Source organism: Variovorax sp. 01N425, from assembly GCF_056399465.1.
This window is the reverse complement of sequence record NZ_JBFTRJ010000006.1, coordinates 92,398-111,601: the sequence shown is the minus strand read 5'-3', so window position 1 is coordinate 111,601 and position 19,204 is coordinate 92,398. Positions and strand designations below refer to the sequence as shown.

Genomic DNA, 19,204 nt, shown 5'->3' with positions numbered 1-19,204 from the left:
CACCAAGCGCTTTCAAGGCACCAATCAGGGAGCACCATCTTGTATCTGGGACTCGATCTCGGCACGTCCGAGCTCAAGGCGCTGCTGCTCGCCGGCGACCACCGCATCGTCGGCGTGGCGCGTGCGCCGCTCACGGTCGAGAGGCCAGAGCCGCTCTGGTCGGAGCAGGCGCCTAGCCAATGGTGGCAGGCGCTGGAGCAGGTGATGGCGGAGCTTCGCGGCGCGCATGCTGAAGCGCTCTCGGCCGTGCGCGCCATCGGCCTGTCGGGCCAGATGCACGGCGCCACGCTGCTCGATGCGGCGGGCGAGGTGCTGCGCCCCGCCATCCTCTGGAACGATGGGCGCAGCGGCCCGCAGTGCGAGGCGCTTGCGCGTGCCGTGCCGCGGCTGGGCGAGATCGCGGGCAACCTCGCGATGCCAGGCTTCACCGCACCCAAGCTGCTGTGGGTGCGCGAGCACGAGCCCGAAATCTTCAACCGCACGGCGCGCGTGCTGCTGCCCAAGGACTGGCTGCGCTTCATGCTCAGCGGCGAGGCCGTCAGCGAGATGTCCGATGCGGCCGGCACGCTGTGGCTCGACGTCGGCGCGCGCGACTGGTCCGACGAACTGCTCGCGGCCGCCGGGCTCACGCGCGGGCACATGCCGCGGCTGGTGGAGGGCAGTGAAGTGTCGGCGCAGCTCAAGCCCGAGCTGGCCGCGCGCTGGGGCGTGGGGAACGGCGCCGCTGCCGTGCTCATTGCCGGTGGCGCGGGCGACAACGCCGCCAGCGCCGTCGGCATGGGGCTGGTGGAACCGGGGCAGGGCTTCGTGTCGCTCGGCACCTCGGGCGTGGTGTTCGTCTCGACCGACCGCTTTTTGCCCAACCCCGCGCAGGCGATGCATGCCTTCTGCCATGCGCTGCCCGGCCGCTGGCACCAGATGTCGGTGATGCTCTCGGCCGCGAGCGCCGTGAGCTGGGCCGCCAAGGCCTTCCGGTTCGCCGACGAGGCCGCGCTGCTCGAAGCGGCAGCGTCGGTCGCGCCCGCGCAGCGCGCGCGCTGCCCGCTGTTCCTGCCATACCTTTCGGGCGAGCGTTCCCCGCACAACAATCCCAACGCGCAGGGCGTGCTGTTCGGGCTCACGCATGCGCACGGCCCGGCGGAGATCGCCTATGCCGTGGTCGAGGGCGTGAGCTTCGGCCTGCGCGACGGCTTCGACACCCTGCGCCTGCCGGCCGGCATGCCGCTGCGCGAAGTGGCGCTGGTGGGCGGTGGCGCGCGCAGTGTCTGGTGGGGCCAGCTGCTGGCCGATATCTTCGAGCTGCCGCTCACGCTGTACGCGGGCAGCGAGACGGGTGGGGCGCTGGGCGCGGCCCGCCTTGCCTGGCTGGCTGACGGCGGCACCGTGGCCGAGGTGTGCACGCTGCCGCCGGTGAAGCAACAGCTGGTGCCTTCGCTTGAAGGTGCCGATGGGCACAAGGCGCGTCATGCGCGCTTCCGGGCGCTCTATACGGCGCTGCGCGACCAGTTCCGTTAATTCGTACGCGCAATGAAAAAGGGCCGCTTTCGCGGCCCTTTCGTTTTGGTGAGCAATAGAGCTCAGCCGGGAAATTACATTCCCATGCCGCCCATACCACCCATGCCGCCCATGTCGGGCATGCCGCCGCCGGCACCGGCTTCTTCCTTCGGTGCGTCGGCGACCATGGCTTCGGTCGTCAGCAGCAGCGAAGCCACCGATGCTGCGTTCTGCAGCGCGGTGCGGGTCACCTTGGTCGGATCCAGGATGCCCAGCTCGAGCATGTCGCCGTACGTGTCGTTGGCGGCATTGAAGCCGTAGTTGCCCTTGCCGGCCAACACGGCGTTCACCACCACCGAGGCTTCGCCGCCGGCGTTGTTCACGATTTCGCGCAGGGGCGCTTCGATGGCCTTGAGCACCAGCTTGATGCCGGCGTCCTGGTCGGCGTTGTCGCCCTTGACCTTGTCGCCCACGGCTTGCTTGGCACGCAGCAGAGCCACGCCGCCGCCGGCCACAACGCCTTCTTCCACTGCAGCGCGGGTGGCGTGCAGGGCGTCTTCGACGCGTGCCTTCTTTTCCTTCATCTCGACTTCGGTGGCAGCGCCGACCTTGATCACTGCAACGCCGCCGGCCAGCTTGGCCACGCGCTCTTGCAGCTTTTCACGGTCGTAGTCGCTCGTGGCTTCCTCGATCTGCACGCGCACTTGCTTCACGCGGGCTTCGATGTCGGCCGCAGCGCCCGAACCGTCGATGATGATGGTGTTTTCCTTGCCCACTTCGATGCGCTTGGCTTGGCCCAGGTCGGCCAGCGTCACCTTTTCGAGCGTCAGGCCCACTTCTTCAGCGATGACCTTGCCGCCCGTCAGGATGGCGATGTCTTCCAGCATGGCCTTGCGGCGGTCGCCGAAGCCAGGTGCCTTCACGGCCACGACCTTCAGGATGCCGCGGATCGTGTTCACCACCAGCGTAGCCAGGGCTTCGCCTTCGACTTCTTCGGCAATGATCAGGAGCGGACGGCCAGCCTTGGCGACTTGTTCCAGCGTGGGGAGCAGGTCGCGGATGTTGCTGATCTTCTTGTCGAACAGCAGCACGAAGGGGTTGTCGAGCAGCGCCGATTGCTTCTCGGGGTTGTTGATGAAGTAGGGCGACAGGTAGCCGCGGTCGAACTGCATGCCTTCGACGACGTCGAGTTCGCTGTCCAGCGACTTGCCGTCTTCCACGGTGATCACGCCTTCCTTGCCGACCTTGTCCATCGCGTCAGCGATGAGCTTGCCGATGGTTTCGTCGCTGTTGGCCGAGATCGAGCCGACTTGAGCGATTTCCTTCGACGTGGTGGTGGGCTTGGAAGCCTTCTTCAGCTCTTCGACCAGGGCCGTCACGGCCTTGTCGATGCCGCGCTTCAGGTCCATCGGGTTGATGCCGGCGGCCACGTACTTGAAGCCTTCGCGAACGATGGCCTGGGCCAGCACCGTGGCGGTGGTGGTGCCGTCACCGGCGTTGTCGCTGGTCTTGGAGGCCACTTCCTTCACGAGCTGGGCGCCCATGTTCTGGAGCTTGTCCTTGAGTTCGATTTCCTTGGCGACCGACACACCGTCCTTGGTGACGGTGGGGGCGCCGAACGAGCGCTCGAGCACCACGTTGCGGCCCTTGGGGCCCAGGGTCACCTTGACGGCGTTGGCGAGGATGTTGACACCCTCGACCATGCGTGCGCGGGCTTCACCGCCGAAGACTACGTCTTTTGCTGCCATGTTTTATTACTCCGAATAGGGATGAATTGATTACTTCTCGACCACGGCAAAGAGGTCGTCTTCCTTCATGACCAGCAGTTCGTCGCCATCGACCTTGACGGTCTGGCCGCTGTACTTGCCGAACAGGACGCGGTCGCCGACCTTGACGGTCAGTGCGGTCAGGTCGCCCTTTTCGGTGCGCTTGCCGGGGCCGACGGCCAGGACTTCACCCTGATCGGGCTTTTCGGCGGCTGCGTCGGGGATGACGATGCCAGAGGCGGTCTTGGTTTCGCTGTCAACACGCTTGACGATCACGCGATCGGCCAAAGGACGAAGTTTCATTGCATCTCCTGGATAAGAAACGGGGTTGTGGTCGGGCGCCGGCGGAAAAGGCCGGCGGCCCATCGACTGGAAGCGAGGCCTTGTTAGCACTCGTCAGCAGCGAGTGCTAATCATAAGGGCAATCGGCGGACTTTCAAGGCCGGGGCGGCCCGCCGGGCTGTAACTGCGCTCGGTTTTTGGTCGCGAGGGCTTCAGAGGTCCAGCTTCAGGCTGGCCACGACGCTGCGCCTGGCGCCCGGAATCACGTACAGGTTGCCCCACGAGGCGGTGTAGAAGTTCCGGTTGAAGAGGTTGTGCACGTCGATCGACACGCGGGCGGTCTTGTTGATCTGCCAGAAGCTCACCAGCTTGACGGTGGTGTAGGCCGGCAGCGAGTAGGTGTCGGCGCTGTTGCCCGAACGGTTGCCCACGTAGTTGATGCCGGCACCCACGCCATAGCGGCTGCCGTCGGCCAGCGCATCCTCGCGGATGGCGAACAGGCCGGCGCTCGTCCTCGGGATGTTCACGATGCGCGTGCCGGGCGCCAGCGTTGCGTCCTTCGAGATGCGGGCGTCGACATAGGCGAAATTTCCGCTCACCCGCCAGTTCCTGTCGATCTGGCCGTAGACGTCTGCCTCGAAGCCGCTGCTCTTGACCTCGCCGGCCGCCACGGAGAAGCCGGGCGTGTCGCTGGCCGTCAGCACGTTGGTCTTCTTGATGTCGAACACGGCCAGGTTGGCGCCCAGGCGCTGGTCCGGCGTCTGCAGCTTCAGGCCGGCCTCCAGCGCGGTGGAACGCTGCGGATCGAAGGCCTGGCCGTTCTTGTCGGTGCCGCTGTTGCCGCGAAACGACTTGCCGGCCGAGACGTACCAGGAGCTCCAGTCGTTCGGCAGGTAGGTGAGGCCGGCGCGCGGCGAAACAGCATCATGCTTCTGGGCGCTGTTGCGGTTCACGCGGTCCTCGATGCGCTGCCTGAAATGGTCGTAGCGGGCGCCCACCAGCAGCTTCCACTGCGGCGAAAGGCTGATCTGGTCCTGCAGGAAAACCGCGCTCGCGCGCTGGTGCTCGTCCGAGCTGGAGGTGAGCGAGGTGAGCGGCGGCCGGGGCTTGCCATAGACAGGCTGGTAGATGTCGATCGGGTAGTTGCCCGAGCGGAGGATTTCGGTGTTCATCCACAGCCTGGACGCTTCCACGCCGACCAGCAGCGTGTGGGCCAGGGCGCCGGTCGCGAACTTGCCTTCCAGCTCCGCCTGGAAGGACGTGTCGCGCGACGGCAGCTGGCGCCAGGTGGCGCGGCGGTTGAGCGTCCGGTTGTCGCTGGCGAGCGAAGTCGCTTCGGTGTAGTTGCCGGAGAAGGTGCTTTCCTTGTAGCTCGCACCGATGCGCGCGCGCCAGTTTTCCGACAGCTGGCGGTCCAGCGTGAGCTGGTGCGTATTGCTGGTGAGCGTCATGTTGCCGTCGTCGGGCTCATTGAGCACACGGTCGCGCGGCAAGGTTCCGAGCAGGCCGCGAACATTGATCAGCCCGCGGTCCAGCGGCGTTTTCGAACGCAGGAATTCGGACTCGTAGTTGAGCACTGTCTTGTCGTCGATGACCCAGGTCAGCGCGGGTGCCACCAGGGTGCGCCTGTTGCTCAGCAGGTCGCTTCGGCTGTCGCCTTCCTCCACCGCCAGGTTCAGCCGGTAGGCCACGTTCCGGCTCAGCGCGCCGGTGCTGTCCAGCGTGCTGCGGCGCAGGCCCTGGCTGCCGATGCTGAAGTCGGCCGTGTTGCGGCGCGTGAACTCCGGCTTCTTCGTGACGATGTTGATGGTGCCGCCCGGCTCGCTGCTGCCGTAGATGGCCGACGCCGGCCCCTTGAGGAATTCGAAGCGCTCGACCGTGGCGGTGTCGCGCGGCGGGTTGTAGCCGCGCGATCCGGGGAAACCGTTGACCAGGAATCCCATGTCGGTACTGCTGAACCCGCGGATGCCGAAGTTGTCCCAGGTGCCGCCGAAGTCGTTGAGGCGCGTGATCCCGCTCACAAGATCCACCGTGTCGGCCAGTCGCGTTGCACCCATGTCCTCGATCAGCTGGCTGGAGACGATGCGCACCGACTGCGGCACCTCTCGCAGCAGCGTGCTGGTGCGCGTGGCACCGCTGCTGGTCGTGGGGTTGTAGCCGCCGGATTCGGGCTCGGCGACCACATGCACTTCGGGCAGCGATGTGCTCGCCGGGTCCGGCTGTCCGTTGCCGGTGCCTTGTGCCATGGAGAGCGGGGAAATGGAAGCGAGGGGGAGCAAGGCAAAGGCGATGCGTGACGACCGGATGCGGAATCTCATTGCAATTTGTTGACGTTTTATTTACAGTTAATGAGAATAACTCTCATTACCTATTGTAGACGTCCGCTACAACTGGTCGGTCGGCACGAACCAGGAGAACAGCAGCAGCTGCAGCCGCGTGAGCAGGCTCGAATCGGGCTCGCTGTCCAGCACCTCGTTGTCCACGTCGCCGGTGCCTATCCATTGCACGTTCTCGCCGTCGGGCATCAGCACGACGCGGTAGACGCCCTCGATGTCGTCCAGCTGGTAGGCATACAGAAGTGCCTGGGTCAGCTCGAAACTCCGCACGCGAACGCCGAATTCGGTGTTCAGCCGCGCCGAGCGCGGGTCGAGGTTCATCGAGCCGAGCAGCACCCACTCGCGGTCGACCAGCGCGAGCTTGGCATGCAGGCGGCCGCGCGCCTTCTTGAGCAGGCTGCGCAGCTGGCGGTTGCGCTTGAGCTGCTGGGTGCTGACCTCGTACAGGTTCACGCCCAGCTTCAGCATGTCGACGCGGTAGCGGTTGTAGTTGATGTTGACCAGCGGCTCGTCGCTGTCGGCCAGCGAATTGGTGATGACGCTGATGCGCACGCCGCGCGCCCGGCCCTCGCGGATGCGGGCCATGCCTTCGTCGCCGGGAATGAAGTAGGGCGAGATCACCACCACGTCCGAGCGCGCCGTGGCGGTCATCTCATGGAAGCGCGCAGCGAGCGATTCGGCGGGCGATGCGAGGATGCCCAGCGCCTTGTTGGGGCTGTCGGCCGCGGCATGGGCGTCGGCGCGCATCCACTTCATGCGGCCGATGTCGGCCAGCTGGACGCCGAGCGGCGGGTCGCCCATCACGTCGGTGCCCTGAAGCGCGGCCGGCGCAGGGGCGTGGACCGCCGAGGTGGCGGCTTCGAATTCCGACTTCAGGGCCTCCGGCGTGCCGCTGGCGCCGGCAACCCGCTGGAGCGGGTAGACCACCTCGCTGTTCCAGTAGGTGTCGAAGATGCGGGCGGCTTCCGGAACCACGGGGCCCGCCATGAGGAGCTCGAAGTCGATGAAGTTGGCATCCTCGCTGCGCAGGAAGTATTCGTCGGCCAGGTTGCGCCCGCCCGCGATGGCCATGGCGCCATCGGCCACGAAGAGCTTGTTGTGCATGCGGTGGTTGAGCCGGCGGAAATCGCCGAAGAACTCGAGCCAGCGCGTGGCCGAGTGGTCGCGGGCGTTGACGAAGGGGTTGAACAGCCGGACCTCGGCATTGGGCTCCGCGGCCAGGCCGAGCAGCAGGCGGTCCATGCCGGTCGTGTAGAAGTCGTCGAGCAGCAGGCGCACCCGCACGCCGCGGCGCGCAGCATTTCGCAGTTCGCGCAGCAGCAGGCGGCCGGTCTTGTCGTTGCCGAGCTGGTAGGTCTGCACGTCCAGCGAGGCCTGCGCGCGCCGCATCAGCTCGAAGCGTGCATCGAGCGCAAAGGAAGCCTCCACCAGCGGCCGGATGCTCGACAGCCCATCGTGCGCGGCGGTGTCCAGGCTGGCCGCGGCGCGGCCGAGCGCGGTGGAGGGCGAGGCGGCGATCGAGAGCGTTGGCGGCTCGGGCGTGCGCGGAGGCAGGCCGGCGCAGCCTGCGAGCACCCCGGCGATGCCAGCGGCCACCAGCCAAAGCGCCAGGCCGCGCAGCGCGGGGAACAAAGAGGCGAGGAACTTGTGGAGCATGGGGCCCGCGAACGCACACGACGTGCGGCCGGATCGTAGCCGCTTTGCCTTGCGCCGCGCCTGCGCCGCGGATGCATGCGGTGGCCGAACGTCCCCTTGCCGAGGCGGGGAAATCGGAACAAATGGGGCTTTATAAATAGAATGCGAATCGTTCTTAATAATGTTTCGGAGTGGAGCGGGAATGGCAAGGTTATTGGCGGGGCGCAGGGTCGCATCGGTTCTGGCAGGCTGCATGGCGGTCTACGTGCATCACCAGGTCCTGGCCCAGACCGCGACGGCGCCCGGCGCCTTGCCGGAGGTGAAGGTCGATGCGAGCGCCGAGGCCGAAACCGCAACCTCGCCGGTGATCGGCTACCGCGCCCGGAACGCCGCCACCGCCACCAAGACCGACACGCCGCTGGCCGAAACGCCCCAATCGATCACCGTGGTCACGCGCGACCAGATGGTGGACCAGGGCGCGGGCAATGTTCAGGACGCGCTCAACTATGCGGCCGGTGTGCGCTCCGATGCCTATGGCCAGGATTCGCGGACCGACTCGGTGCGCATCCGCGGCGCCACGCCCGACGTCTACCTGGACGGCCTGCGCCAGTCCTATGGCTACTACACCAGCACCACGCGCACCGAGCCCTACACGCTGGAGCGGCTCGAAGTGCTGCGCGGCCCGGCGGGCATGCTGTTCGGCGCGGGCACCGCGGCGGGCGTGGTCAACATGGTCAGCAAGCGTCCGCTGCAGGAAACCCAGCGCGAAGTGGGCGTGCAGTTCGGCAGCTTCGGCCGCAAGCAGGTCCAGGCCGACCTCACGGGGCCGCTGAATGCCGACGGCAGCCTGTCGTACCGGCTGATCGCGTTGCAGCGCAAGTCGGACTCGCAGGTCGACCATGTGCCCGACGACCGCAGCGTCATTGCGCCTTCGCTGACCTGGCGGCCCAGCGCGGCGACCTCGCTCACCTTGCAGGGGCTGTGGCAAAAGGACAAGAGCGGCAGCAGCTCGCAGTTCCTTCCGTGGGAGGGCACCTTGCTGCCGAACCCGAACGGACGCATTCCCGCCAGCCGCTTCATCGGCGAGCCGGGCTTCGACTACTACGACAGCGAACGCAAGACCTTCGGCTGGCAGTTCGAGCACAAGTTCAACGAGAACTGGCGCGTGCGGCAGAACTTCCGCTACGCGAAAAACGAGAACGACAACCGCTACCACTACGGCGCTGCCTTCAGCGGGGCCGAAAGCTGGGACGCCACCGATCCGATCTTCAAGCGCGTGCTCGGCCGCTACTACGACAGCTATCTCACGCGCAACCGCACGCAGACGCTCGACAACCATGTCGAGGGCCATTTCGAGACCGGCGCCGTGAAGCACACGCTGCTGGTCGGCGCGGATTTCTCCAGGCAGCGCGAGAACGTCTGGGGCGCGACGACCTTCGACACCATCGACGTCTACGCGCCGGTGTACGGCCACGTCGACCTGCCCGAGCGCGTGGCGCTGCCGCGCACCCGCCAGCGCCAGACCGGCGTCTACCTGCAGGACCAGGTCAAGCTCGACAACTGGATCTTCGTGGCGGGCCTGCGGCACGACAGGGCGGTGTCCAGCGCGGCAGGCAGCGACGAGCAGAAGAGCAGCGCAACCACCAAGCGCTTCGGCCTGATGTACGCCATGCCCTCGGGCTGGTCGCCGTATCTGAGCTACACCGAATCGTTCACGCCGCAGTCGCCGCGCAACGGACAGATCTTCACGCCCTTGCGCGGTGAGCAATGGGAAGCCGGTGTGAAGTACGAGCCGAAGGACCGCGCGCTGGCGTTCAGCGCGGCGGTCTACGATCTGCGGGAGAAGAACCAGATCACCTCGCCGTCGCCGAATGTGTACACGCAAGCCGGCAAGACCAAGACCCGGGGCGTCGAGCTCGAGGCCAAGGGCTCCATCGGCCCCGACCTCGACCTCGTCGCGCACTACAACTACACCGATGCCGACGAGCAGATCGAGGGCCTGCCCAAGCACCAGGCGAGCGTCTGGGCCAAGTACCGCTTCTCGATCGGCGGCGTCAGCGGCTTCTCGGCCGGCGCCGGCGTGCGCGTGATGAGCTCGTTCCGCGACCTGCAATTCGGCGTGGGACCGCGCGTGCCGGGCGTTGCGCTGGCCGACCTCGTGTTTGCCTACGACACGGCGCAGTGGCGCTATGCGCTCAACATCAACAACGTGACGGACAAGGCGTACTTCAGCACCTGCCTGTCGCGCGGCGACTGCTGGTACGGCTCGCGCCGCAACGTCGTGGCCAGCGCGACCTACCGCTTCTAACCGCTCACTTTCGACGAGGGCAGCAACGACATGAACAGCCGAAAGATCAAGACCTGGGCCTGGGTGCACAAGTGGAGCAGCCTCGTATGCACCGTGTTCATGCTGCTCCTGTGCATCACGGGCTTGCCGCTGATCTTCCATCACGAGATCGGCCACCTGCTGGGCACCGAGGTCGAGTCGCCCAGGATGCCCGCGAACACGCCGCGCGTGAGCCTGGACCGCGTGCTCGAAACCGCGCGTGCGAAGCACCCCGACCGCGTGGTGCAGTTCGTTTCGCAGCCCGAGGACGACGATGGCCTCTGGTTCGTCACGCTCACGCCAACGCCCGCACCCACGGACGACTTCAAGTCGGTGGCGGTGGACGCGCGCACCGGCGCCGTGCTTGCGCAGCCCAAGCTCGACGAGGGCTTCATGTACGTGATGTTCAAGCTGCACGTCGACCTGTTCGCCGGCCTCGCGGGCAAGCTGTTCCTGGGTTTCATGGGCTTGCTGCTGCTGGTGGCCATCGTCTCCGGCGTGGTGCTCTATGCGCCCTTCATGCGCAAGCTCGACTTCGGCACCGTGCGGCGCGAGAAGCGCCCGCGCCTGAAGTGGCTCGACCTGCACAACCTGCTGGGCATCGTCACGCTGGTGTGGCTGTTCGTGGTGGGCTCCACCGGCATGATCAACACCTGGGCCGACCTGGTCATCAAGTACTGGCAGTACGACCAGCTCAGCGCGCTTCTCGCGCCCTACAAGGACGAGCCGACGGTGCCCGTGGCCCAGCGCGCATCGGTGCAGCGCTCGATGGAGGTCGCGCTCCAGCAGACGCCCGGCATGAAGCTGTCCTTCGTCGCCTTCCCCGGCACGGCGTTCTCGAGCCCGCACCACACCACCTTCTTCATGCGCGGCAACGAGCCCTTCACGTCGAAGCTGCTGCAGCCGGTGCTGGTCGACGCCAAGACGGCCCAGGTGACCGCCGCGCCGAAGATGCCCTGGTACCTGACGGCGCTGCTGGTGTCGCAGCCGCTGCACTTCGGCGACTACGGCGGCATGCCGATGCAGATCATCTGGGCGCTGCTCGACATCGCGACCATCATCGTGCTGGGCAGCGGGCTGTACCTGTGGCTCAAGCGCGGCAACAGCGTGCCTGCTGCGGCCTCGCCGGCGGGACAGCGGCCGCCGCATGGCGGACCACATCAGCAGCCTGATCCGGCGCCCGCCATGAAGGTGCAGGCATGAAGCAGCGCCATAGCTTCTGGCCCATGTGGGGCTGGCCGATCGTGCTGGGCGTGCTCACCACCTTCGGGCTGATCTCGGCGCTGTTCAGCGACGGCGGCCTGGGTGACATGCTGGCCTGGTTCGCGCTGGGCATTCCCGTTGCCGTGTGCGGCTGGTACGGCTGGCGCAGAAAAGGCTGAATCCGGCCCGATCGGGTTCCTGCTAGTACGGGCAGGGGCGCGCGCCGAAGCAGAATCGGCGCAATGAAGCCTGCACTTTCCGCTGCCGCCACTGCCGCCGTCCGCCTGCTCCTGCTGGGAGCTCCGCTCGCCGCAGCGGCGCAGCAGGCCGACCGCGGCAGCCTGCCCGAAGTCACCGTCTCCACGCCGCGCGGCGAGGTCGCTCCGTTCAACGTGCCGGGCTCGGTGGACCGGGTCGACGGCGCCGAGATGCGCGACAGCCGGCTGCAGGTCAATCTTTCCGAAAGCCTGGGCAGCGTTCCGGGCCTGCAGGTGCAGAACCGCCTGAACTACGCGCAGGACCTGCAGCTGTCGATCCGTGGCTTCGGCGCGCGTTCCACCTTCGGCGTGCGCGGCGTGCGGCTGTATGTCGACGGCATTCCCGCGACGCTGCCCGATGGCCAGGGCCAGACTTCCAACATCGACATCGGCTCGCTCGACCGCATCGAGATATTGCGCGGGCCCTTCTCGGCGCTCTACGGCAATTCGTCGGGCGGCGTGCTGCAGGCCTTCACCGCGTCGGGCGAGGGCGCGCCGCGGCTTTCGTACTCGGCGGCCGGAGGCAGCTTCGGCACCTGGCGCCAGTCGCTCCAGGCCAGCGGATCGCAGGGCGCGGTCGACTACCTGCTGAACGCCAGCCGCTTCCGGACCGACGGCTGGCGCGAACACAGCGCGGCACGGCGCGACATTGCGAACGGCAAGCTCGGCATCGCGCTGGACAACGGCGACAAGCTCACGCTGGTGCTCAACAGCGTGCGCATCAGCGCGCAGGATCCGCTGGGCCTCACGGCCGACCAGTACGCGCTCGCGCCGCGCAGCGCACCGCTCGCCACGCAGTACGACACCCGCAAGACCGTGGAGCAGACCCAGGCCGGCCTGCTCTATGAGCGGCGCATCGATGCCGCGCAGTCGCTGCGGCTCATGGTCTACGGCGGCGAGCGCAAGACCGTGCAGTACCAGTCGATCCCGCCGTCGGCGCAGCAGAACCCGCTGCATGCGGGCGGCGTGATCGACCTCAAGCGCCAGTACGGCGGAGCCGACCTGCGCTGGACCGCCGCGCTGCAACTGGCCGACCGGCCGCTCGAACTGGTGGCGGGGCTGGGCTACGACAGCCTGCGCGAACAGCGCCGCGGCTACGAGAACTACCTCGGCCGCGTGGCCGCACCCGTGCTGGGCGTGCAGGGGCGCCTGCGGCGCAGCGAGCGCAACGAGGTCTGGAACCTCGACCCCTACGCGCAGGCCACCTGGCGCCTTGCGGAGCAATGGACGCTCGAGGCCGGCGTGCGCCGCAGCAGCGTGCACTTCGATTCGCAGGACCGCTACATCGTGGGCGCCAACCGCGACGACAGCGGCAGCGCGCGCTACAGCAAGACGCTGCCCGTGGCTTCGCTGCGCTACCAGGCCACGCCCGATCTCGCGCTGTACGGCTCGATCGGCCGGGGCTTCGAGACGCCGACGCTCAACGAGCTGTCGTACCGCGCAGGCGGTGCCAGCGGGCTCAACTTCGCGCTGCGGCCCTCGGTCAACGACAGCGTCGAACTGGGTGCGAAGGCGAGGCTGGGCGGAGGGCTGCTGACGGCGGCGCTGTTCCAGACCCGCACCCGCGACGAGATCGTGACCGACACCAACACCGGCGGCCGCGCCACGTTCCAGAATGCGGGCCGCACGCGGCGCAACGGCTTCGAGCTGGCCTGGCAGCACGAGACGGCCAGCCACTGGCGCACCCAGCTGGCCTACACCTGGCTCGACGCGCGCTACCGCGATGCCTTCTGCTCGCCGTCGCCCTGCGCGGCATCCAACACGGTGGCGGCGGGCAACCGCATTCCGGGCATTGCGCGGCAGTCGCTCTTCGCATCGCTGGGCTGGGTGCCGCCCGAAGGCTGGCGCGCCGGCGTCGAGATGCGCGCGCTCGGGCGCATGCAGGCCAACGACGCCAACACCGCCAGCGCGCCGGGTTATGCCGTCGCCGCGCTGTACGCCGGCTACCTGAAGAAATGGGAGCGCTGGGAGTTCAACGCCTTTGCGCGCGTCGACAACCTGTTCGACCGCCGCTACGTGGGCTCGCTGATCGTCAACGAGGGCAATGCGCGCTACTACGAGCCCGCGCCGGGCCGCAACTGGACGGTGGGCCTGAGCGGCGCCTACCGCTTCTGAGGCCCAGGCGCCGCCGTCCGCAAGGGTTTTTACAGGCCGGCCGCGGCGCGCAGCGCAGCCGCCTGCGTGGTCGCTTCCCAGGTGAACTCGGGTTCTTCGCGGCCGAAGTGGCCGTAGGCGGCGGTCTTCTGGTAGATCGGGCGCAGCAGGTCGAGCATCTGGATGATGCCCTTGGGACGCAGGTCGAAGAACTCGCGCACGAGCTCGGCGATCTTGGCGTCGGGGATCACGCCGGTGCCTTCGGTGTAGACCGTGATGTTCATCGGCTGGGCCACGCCGATGGCGTAGGCCACCTGGATCTGGCACTGGCGCGCGAGGCCGGCGGCCACGATGTTCTTGGCCACATAGCGCGCAGCGTAGGCGGCCGAGCGGTCGACCTTGGACGGGTCCTTGCCCGAGAACGCGCCGCCGCCGTGCGGGCAGGCGCCGCCGTAGGTGTCGACGATGATCTTGCGGCCCGTGAGGCCGCAGTCGCCCTGCGGGCCGCCGATGACGAAGCGCCCGGTCGGGTTGATCAGGTAGCGCGTGTCCTTGAGCCATTCCTTCGGCAGCACGGGCTTGATGATCTCCTCGATGATGGCTTCATTGAACGAGGCCTTCATCTTGGTGGGCGTTTCGCTCTGGTCGGGGTGGTGCTGCGTGGAGAGCACCACGGTGTCGATGCTGTGGGGCTTGCCGTCGACATAGCGCATGGTCACCTGGCTCTTGGCGTCGGGCCGCAGGAAGGGCAGGCGGCCGTCCTTGCGCAACTGGGCCTGGCGCTCCACGAGGCGGTGCGCGTAGTAGATGGGTGCGGGCATGAGCTCGGGCGTCTCGTCGCAGGCGTAGCCGAACATCAGGCCCTGGTCGCCGGCGCCGGTGTTCAGGTGGTCGTCGCTCGCGTGGTCCACGCCCTGGGCGATGTCGTTGGACTGCTTGTCGTAGCAGACCATCACGGCGCAGCCCTTGTAGTCGATGCCGTAGTCGGTGTTGTCGTAGCCGATGCGCTTGATGGTGTCGCGCGCCACCTGGATGTAGTCGACGTGCGCGTTGGTCGTGATTTCGCCCGCGAGCACCACCAGGCCGGTGTTGGTCAGCGTCTCGGCGGCCACGCGGCTGCGCGGGTCCTGCTCGAAGATCGCGTCCAGGATGGCGTCCGAGATCTGGTCGGCGACCTTGTCGGGGTGGCCTTCGGAAACCGATTCGGAGGTGAAGAGGAAGTCGTTCGCCATTTTGTTCAAAGCTCCTTGAAGTGATTTGGCGCGTTGCCAACTCTGCGGAGCCCTGGCGAACGCTTTAGCAGATGCCGATGAATCGGCGGGGCACAATCGCTTCTGCGCTTGTGTTTGTCGCCCTGCAAGTTGTTCCGTAACTCGGCGACAATTTGCATTCTATTCGAGCCGCGCCAAATCGTGCGCGCGCGTCCTGGTTTTCACTCCCTGTTGCTCATGGTCACCCTGTTCCGCCTGCTTGCCCGCGTACCGATGCCCGTGATGCATCGGCTCGGCGCGCTCTTGGGCTGGATCGTCTGGTATTGCGCGCCGGACTACCGCCGCCGCTTCAAGGCCAATGCCGAGAGTGCCGGATTCACCCCCGGGCAGTACCGCCCCGCCATCGCGGCCGCCGGCCAGATGGCTGCCGAGCTGCCCTGGCTGTGGCTGCGCCCGCAGGGCGAGAGCGTGCTGCGGCGCGTGGTGCGCTGGGAAGGCGTGGAGGCCTTCGAGGCCGCCATGCGGGAGAAGAAGGGCGTGATCCTGGTGGCGCCGCACCTGGGCAGCTGGGAGATGTGCGGCCAGGCGATCGGCGAGCGCTTTCTCGAGACCTTCGGGCCGATCACCGCGCTGTTCCGCCCCGCGCGCAAGAAATGGATGGCCGAGCTCATCGCCGCCGGCTCGCGCGACCGGCCCGGCCTGCAGACGCTGCCCACCAACAACACCGGCGTGCGCGGCCTCATCCGCACGCTGCGCAGCGGCGGCTACACCGGCATCCTGCCCGACCAGGTGCCGCCGCTCGGGCAGGGCGTGTGGGCGCCCTTCCTCGGCCGGCCGGCCTACACCATGACGCTGCTGCCGCGGCTCGCGCAGCAGACCGGCGCCGCCTGTTTCCTGAGCGTGTGCGAAAGGCTGCCGCGCGGCGCGGGCTACGTGATCCGCTTCGAGCCGATCGTGGGCACGCCGCTCACCGATCCGGCCGCGCCCATCGAGGCCGCGGCGGCCGCCATGAACGACGCCATCGGGCGCCTGATCCACAGCCTGCCGGGGCAGTACGTGTGGGACTACGCGCGCTACAAGGAGCCGCGCGGCGAAACCGCGGTGGCGGCCCAGCCCGGGGAGCAGGCACGATGAGTCTCGGTTCCCGGCTCGGCATCGCTTTCATGCGCGCGATCGCGCCGCTGCCGCTGCCGCTGGTGCGCGGTTTCGGCGCGCTGCTCGGCCGCGTGCTGCACACCATCGCCTTGCCGCGGCGGCGCGTGGTCGACACCAACCTGGCGGTGTGCTTTCCCGGCAAATCCGAAGCCGAGCGCCGCCGCATCGCGCGCGAGACCTTCGTGTACGTGGCGCAGTCCTGGCTCGACCGCAGCTGGCTCTGGCATGCACCCGAAAAGGTGGTGGCCAGCCGGCTCAAGGTGGTGGGCGCGGCGGCGGAGATCCGCGAGATTGCCGATGGCGACGAGCCGATGATCCTGTTCGCGCCGCATTTCTACGGCCTCGATGCCGCAGCCACGGCGCTGACCATGCACACGGCAAGGCCCTCGGCCACCATCTACACGACCCAGCGCGATCCGATGGTCGACGCATGGATCCGCGAAGGCCGCACGCGCTTCGGCAACGTGGCGGCGCTCAACCGCGTCGACGGCATCAAGCCGGTGCTCGCGGGCCTGCGCAAGGGCGGCCTCCTGTACCTGCTGCCCGACATGGACTTCGGCCGCGACCAGACGATCTTCGTGCCGTTCTACGGCGTGCAGGCGGCCACGGTGCCCTCGCTCTCGCGCTTTGCGCGGCTGGGCAAGGCGAAGGTGGTGCCGGTGGTCGCGAAGCTCACGCCGGGTGGCTACGAGATCGAAGTGCGGCCGGCCTGGCAGAACTTCCCGACCGACGACGTCGAGGCCGACACGGCGCTCATGAACCAGCGTCTGCAGGGCTACATCGACACGATGCCTTCGCAGTACTACTGGGTGCACCGCCGCTTCAAGACGCGGCCCGAAGGCGCGCCGCCGATCTATTGATGGCTACCCGGCGGCGGCGCTTCAACTGCGCTGCAGGAAGGCCTCGATCTCGCGCGCGACCAGCTGCGGCTGCTCGTGCACGATCCAGTGGGTGGCGTTGGGCACCTTCTTCACCTCGAGCTTCGGCACGTAGTCCTCCAGGCCTTCGAGCAGGCCCGGCAGCAGCGCGGCGTCGTCGAGTGCCCAGAAGACGAAGGTCGGCACGTCGATGGTGAGCCGCTCGCGCGGCAGCACCGGAATGCCGTCGATGGGTTGGCCCGGCAGCGGCGGCTTCATCGGCGTGACGCGATACAGGTTGCAGGCGCCCGTGAGGCCGGCGTTCCACACCTCGCGGTAGCGCTGCTTCACGTCCTCGGTCAGCCAGCCGAAGCCGTCGGATCCGGCCTTCATCAAGGTGAAGAAGGGCCACATGCGCTTGAAGTCGTCGGCCGAGAGCAGGGCCTCGGCATCGGGCCTGGCGAGAAAGTTCATGTAGGCGCTGGCCTGCTGTTGCGCCGGGTTGTGGCGCAGCTCGCGCGTGAAGGTGCCGGGGTGCGGCGAATTGATGATGACCAGCTTGCCGACCTGCTGCGGAAAGGCATTGGCATAGCCCCAGCCGAAAGCGCCGCCCCAGTCGTGCGCGACCAAGGCGGCCATGGTGCCGTCCGCGCTCTCGGTGGCCGCCAGCTGCTGGATGTCCTGGATCAGCAGATGGGCCTTGTATGCGGCCACCTCGGTGGGTGCGCTCGACTTCTCGAAGCCGCGCAGGTTGGGCGCGATGCAGCGGTAGCCGCCGTGTTCAGGCTGGGCGAAGTGCTCGAGCAGTTCGTCCCAGATGAACGCGGCTTCGGGAAAACCATGAAGGAACACCATCAAGGGGCGCCCGGGCGTGCCGGTTGCGCGGCAGCTCAGCGTGGTTCCGTTGGGCAGGCTGCGCTGGAACGTCTCGATCATGCTTTGTCTCCTTCAACTTCCGTTGCTATTGTTTTCATAGTGGATCACGCAGATGAAACGGCCCGCGCCGGTTTTCGCCTAGGTGTCTTGCGGCGCGGCCGCCTCCGGCTTTTCTTCTCCGGGCGGATGCGCCCAGCGCCACAGCAGCTCGGCGGCTTCGCCCACGCCCTGTTTCTTGAGGGCGGAGAACAGTTTGACCTCGCCGCCGCCGGCCTGCAGTCGCGTAATGGACAGCACCTTGGCGCCCTCGCTGCGCGTGAGCTTGTCGGCCTTGGTCAGCAGCACGAGGAACTTGAGCCCCTGCTCCACGCGCGGACGGATCACGTCGAGCAGGATCTCGTCGAGCTCGGTCATGCCGTGGCGCGGGTCGCACATCAGCACCACGCCGCGCAGGTTCTCGCGCGTCATCAGGTAGTTGCCCATGACGCGCTGCCAGCGCAGCTTGGCTTCCTTGGGAACCGCCGCATAGCCGTAGCCGGGCAGGTCGGCCAGCACGGCGTCGTCGGCCTTCTGCTTGCCGACGCCGAACAGGTTGATGTGCTGCGTACGGCCCGGCGTCTTGGAAGCGAAGGCCAGGCGCGTCTGCTGCGTGAGCGTGTTGATTGCGGTCGATTTGCCCGCGTTCGAGCGGCCGACGAAGGCGATTTCGGGCAGGTCGAGCGGGGGCAGATGCTCCAGCTGCGGGGCGCTGGTGAGGAAGTGCGCCGTGTGCAGCCAGCCGAGCGCGATGCGCTCGCGCTCGGCGACAAGGGGGTCCACGGCAGGGGTCGCGCGGGAAGGGGGAGCGGCGTGCTTGCGCGACGGGGTGATCATCAATGAGCTTTCGGAACGGGCTGCCATTGTAGAATCGCGGGGTTTTGCGCCAATAAATCGAGCCCCCGATATGAAGTTGTTTGCCAATTTTCTGCTTGCAGCCCTCATGGGCGTCGCAGCCAGCGCTAGCCTTGCGGCCGACGAGCACGCCGCCGCGCCAGCTGACGGACCCGTCGCGGCCAAGCCGGCCAAGCCCGATCCCGCCAAGGGCGACGCGGTGTTCAATTCCGCCGCCCAGGCCTGTGCTTCCTGCCACAACGCGGACGGCAACTCGGCCATTGCGGCCAACCCCAAGCTGGCGCAGCAGCACCCCGAATACATCCTCAAGCAGCTGCAGGACTTCAAGTCCGGCAAGCGCAAGAGCCCGATCATGCAGCCCATGGCCGCGAAGCTGTCCGACGAGGACATGCGCAACATCGCCTGGTTCGTGGGCTCCAAGAAGATCAAGACCGGCTTCTCCAAGGAGAAGGACCTGGTCGCGCTGGGCGAGAAGATCTACCGCGGCGGCATTGCCGATCGCCAGATCCCGGCCTGCGCCGGCTGCCACAGCCCCAACGGCGCCGGCATGCCCGCGCAGTACCCGCGCCTGGGCGGCCAGCATGCCGACTACACGGTGGCACAGCTTGTTGCTTTCCGGGACAACGTGCGCCAGAACAGCGCTCCCATGACCGGCGTGGCCGCAAAGCTCAACGACCGCGAAATCAAGGCTGTTGCAGATTACATCGCCGGCCTGCGCTGACACCACGCGCTTCAGCGTGAACTAACCGCCGATAAAAAACCCAAACAGAGGGCGGGCCGATCCAGCTGGATGGCCCGCCCTTTGCTTTTTCCCTGTTCCT

The 19,204-nt window shown here is 67.4% G+C and carries 15 protein-coding genes; 8 read left to right on the top strand and 7 right to left on the bottom strand.

Going from position 1 to position 19,204, the window contains the following annotated elements; all coding sequences use genetic code 11:
- The first annotated feature begins 39 nt into the window (after nt 1–39).
- A complete protein-coding gene (gene xylB / locus AC1DSC_RS12410) occupies nt 40–1,515 on the top strand; it encodes a xylulokinase (protein WP_012746266.1) in 1,476 nt (491 codons plus the stop codon).
- A 74-nt stretch (nt 1,516–1,589) separates the two neighbouring features.
- Here xylB and groL read toward each other — a convergent pair whose 3' ends face one another.
- From groL to AC1DSC_RS12390, 4 genes are all read right to left on the bottom strand, one after another.
- Nucleotides 1,590–3,242: a chaperonin GroEL gene (gene groL / locus AC1DSC_RS12405; RefSeq protein WP_012746267.1), complete on the bottom strand. Its 1,653-nt coding sequence runs from the start codon at nt 3,240–3,242 to the stop codon at nt 1,590–1,592.
- A 30-nt stretch (nt 3,243–3,272) separates the two neighbouring features.
- Entirely contained in the window at nt 3,273–3,563 is a 291-nt protein-coding gene (locus AC1DSC_RS12400; protein WP_012746268.1) for a co-chaperone GroES, read from the bottom strand.
- A gap of 191 nt (nt 3,564–3,754) precedes the next feature.
- Nucleotides 3,755–5,860: a TonB-dependent siderophore receptor gene (locus tag AC1DSC_RS12395; protein ID WP_012746269.1), complete on the bottom strand. Its 2,106-nt coding sequence runs from the start codon at nt 5,858–5,860 to the stop codon at nt 3,755–3,757.
- 66 nt (nt 5,861–5,926) lie between these two features.
- On the bottom strand, nt 5,927–7,534 hold the full coding sequence (locus tag AC1DSC_RS12390) for a phospholipase D family protein (protein WP_012746270.1): 1,608 nt from the start codon (nt 7,532–7,534) through the stop codon (nt 5,927–5,929).
- Nucleotides 7,535–7,715: 181 nt separating this feature from the next.
- Here AC1DSC_RS12390 and AC1DSC_RS12385 point away from each other — a divergent pair, with 181 nt between their 5' ends.
- The 4 genes from AC1DSC_RS12385 (at nt 7,716) to AC1DSC_RS12370 (ending at nt 13,414) form a co-directional block, all read left to right on the top strand.
- Nucleotides 7,716–9,821: a TonB-dependent siderophore receptor gene (locus AC1DSC_RS12385; RefSeq protein ID WP_012746271.1), complete on the top strand. Its 2,106-nt coding sequence runs from the start codon at nt 7,716–7,718 to the stop codon at nt 9,819–9,821.
- 30 nt (nt 9,822–9,851) lie between these two features.
- A complete protein-coding gene (locus AC1DSC_RS12380; protein WP_062363070.1) occupies nt 9,852–11,042 on the top strand; it encodes a PepSY-associated TM helix domain-containing protein in 1,191 nt (396 codons plus the stop codon).
- Nucleotides 11,039–11,221: a hypothetical protein gene (locus AC1DSC_RS12375; protein WP_028254298.1), complete on the top strand. Its 183-nt coding sequence runs from the start codon at nt 11,039–11,041 to the stop codon at nt 11,219–11,221. The genes AC1DSC_RS12380 and AC1DSC_RS12375 overlap by 4 nt, the downstream gene beginning before the upstream one ends.
- Nucleotides 11,222–11,284: 63 nt before the next feature.
- A complete protein-coding gene (locus tag AC1DSC_RS12370) occupies nt 11,285–13,414 on the top strand; it encodes a TonB-dependent receptor (protein ID WP_028254299.1) in 2,130 nt (709 codons plus the stop codon).
- Between the two features lie 29 nt (nt 13,415–13,443).
- On the opposite strand, the gene metK is transcribed toward AC1DSC_RS12370, so the two are convergent.
- Nucleotides 13,444–14,625, bottom strand: a complete 1,182-nt coding sequence (gene metK, locus AC1DSC_RS12365) for a methionine adenosyltransferase (protein ID WP_012746275.1) — start codon at nt 14,623–14,625, stop codon at nt 13,444–13,446.
- Nucleotides 14,626–14,841: 216 nt separating this feature from the next.
- On the opposite strand from metK, the gene AC1DSC_RS12360 reads away from it, so the two are divergent.
- Both AC1DSC_RS12360 and AC1DSC_RS12355 read left to right on the top strand, forming a co-directional pair.
- Nucleotides 14,842–15,738, top strand: coding sequence for a lysophospholipid acyltransferase family protein (locus AC1DSC_RS12360; RefSeq protein WP_012746276.1), 897 nt, complete (start codon nt 14,842–14,844; stop codon nt 15,736–15,738).
- The gene (locus tag AC1DSC_RS12355) at nt 15,735–16,619 is read left to right on the top strand and encodes an LpxL/LpxP family acyltransferase (RefSeq protein WP_028254300.1); all 885 of its coding nucleotides are present in this window, start codon (nt 15,735–15,737) and stop codon (nt 16,617–16,619) included. Before AC1DSC_RS12360 ends, AC1DSC_RS12355 begins: the two co-directional genes overlap by 4 nt.
- Before the next feature lie 21 nt (nt 16,620–16,640).
- On the opposite strand, the gene AC1DSC_RS12350 is transcribed toward AC1DSC_RS12355, so the two are convergent.
- Both AC1DSC_RS12350 and yihA read right to left on the bottom strand, forming a co-directional pair.
- On the bottom strand, nt 16,641–17,552 hold the full coding sequence (locus tag AC1DSC_RS12350; RefSeq protein WP_027730057.1) for an alpha/beta fold hydrolase: 912 nt from the start codon (nt 17,550–17,552) through the stop codon (nt 16,641–16,643).
- 78 nt (nt 17,553–17,630) lie between these two features.
- Nucleotides 17,631–18,365, bottom strand: coding sequence for a ribosome biogenesis GTP-binding protein YihA/YsxC (gene yihA, locus AC1DSC_RS12345; RefSeq protein ID WP_027730058.1), 735 nt, complete (start codon nt 18,363–18,365; stop codon nt 17,631–17,633).
- Between the two features lie 70 nt (nt 18,366–18,435).
- Here yihA and AC1DSC_RS12340 point away from each other — a divergent pair, with 70 nt between their 5' ends.
- Nucleotides 18,436–19,104: a c-type cytochrome gene (locus AC1DSC_RS12340; RefSeq protein WP_012746280.1), complete on the top strand. Its 669-nt coding sequence runs from the start codon at nt 18,436–18,438 to the stop codon at nt 19,102–19,104.
- The last annotated feature ends 100 nt before the right edge of the window (nt 19,105–19,204 follow it).

Bases quoted from the DNA above. Each gene is read 5' to 3' on its own strand.
- AC1DSC_RS12370 (WP_028254299.1), top strand. From the start codon at position 11,285: ATGAAGCCTGCACTTTCCGCTGCCGCCACTGCCGCCGTCCGCCTGCTC.
- AC1DSC_RS12400 (WP_012746268.1), bottom strand. From the start codon at position 3,563: ATGAAACTTCGTCCTTTGGCCGATCGCGTGATCGTCAAGCGTGTTGAC.
- groL (WP_012746267.1), bottom strand. From the start codon at position 3,242: ATGGCAGCAAAAGACGTAGTCTTCGGCGGTGAAGCCCGCGCACGCATG.
- AC1DSC_RS12355 (WP_028254300.1), top strand. From the start codon at position 15,735: ATGAGTCTCGGTTCCCGGCTCGGCATCGCTTTCATGCGCGCGATCGCG.
- AC1DSC_RS12340 (WP_012746280.1), top strand. From the start codon at position 18,436: ATGAAGTTGTTTGCCAATTTTCTGCTTGCAGCCCTCATGGGCGTCGCA.
- AC1DSC_RS12360 (WP_012746276.1), top strand. From the start codon at position 14,842: ATGGTCACCCTGTTCCGCCTGCTTGCCCGCGTACCGATGCCCGTGATG.
- AC1DSC_RS12390 (WP_012746270.1), bottom strand. From the start codon at position 7,534: ATGCTCCACAAGTTCCTCGCCTCTTTGTTCCCCGCGCTGCGCGGCCTG.
- AC1DSC_RS12395 (WP_012746269.1), bottom strand. From the start codon at position 5,860: ATGAGATTCCGCATCCGGTCGTCACGCATCGCCTTTGCCTTGCTCCCC.
- metK (WP_012746275.1), bottom strand. From the start codon at position 14,625: ATGGCGAACGACTTCCTCTTCACCTCCGAATCGGTTTCCGAAGGCCAC.
- AC1DSC_RS12385 (WP_012746271.1), top strand. From the start codon at position 7,716: ATGGCAAGGTTATTGGCGGGGCGCAGGGTCGCATCGGTTCTGGCAGGC.
- AC1DSC_RS12350 (WP_027730057.1), bottom strand. From the start codon at position 17,552: ATGATCGAGACGTTCCAGCGCAGCCTGCCCAACGGAACCACGCTGAGC.
- yihA (WP_027730058.1), bottom strand. From the start codon at position 18,365: ATGATCACCCCGTCGCGCAAGCACGCCGCTCCCCCTTCCCGCGCGACC.
- AC1DSC_RS12375 (WP_028254298.1), top strand. From the start codon at position 11,039: ATGAAGCAGCGCCATAGCTTCTGGCCCATGTGGGGCTGGCCGATCGTG.
- AC1DSC_RS12380 (WP_062363070.1), top strand. From the start codon at position 9,852: ATGAACAGCCGAAAGATCAAGACCTGGGCCTGGGTGCACAAGTGGAGC.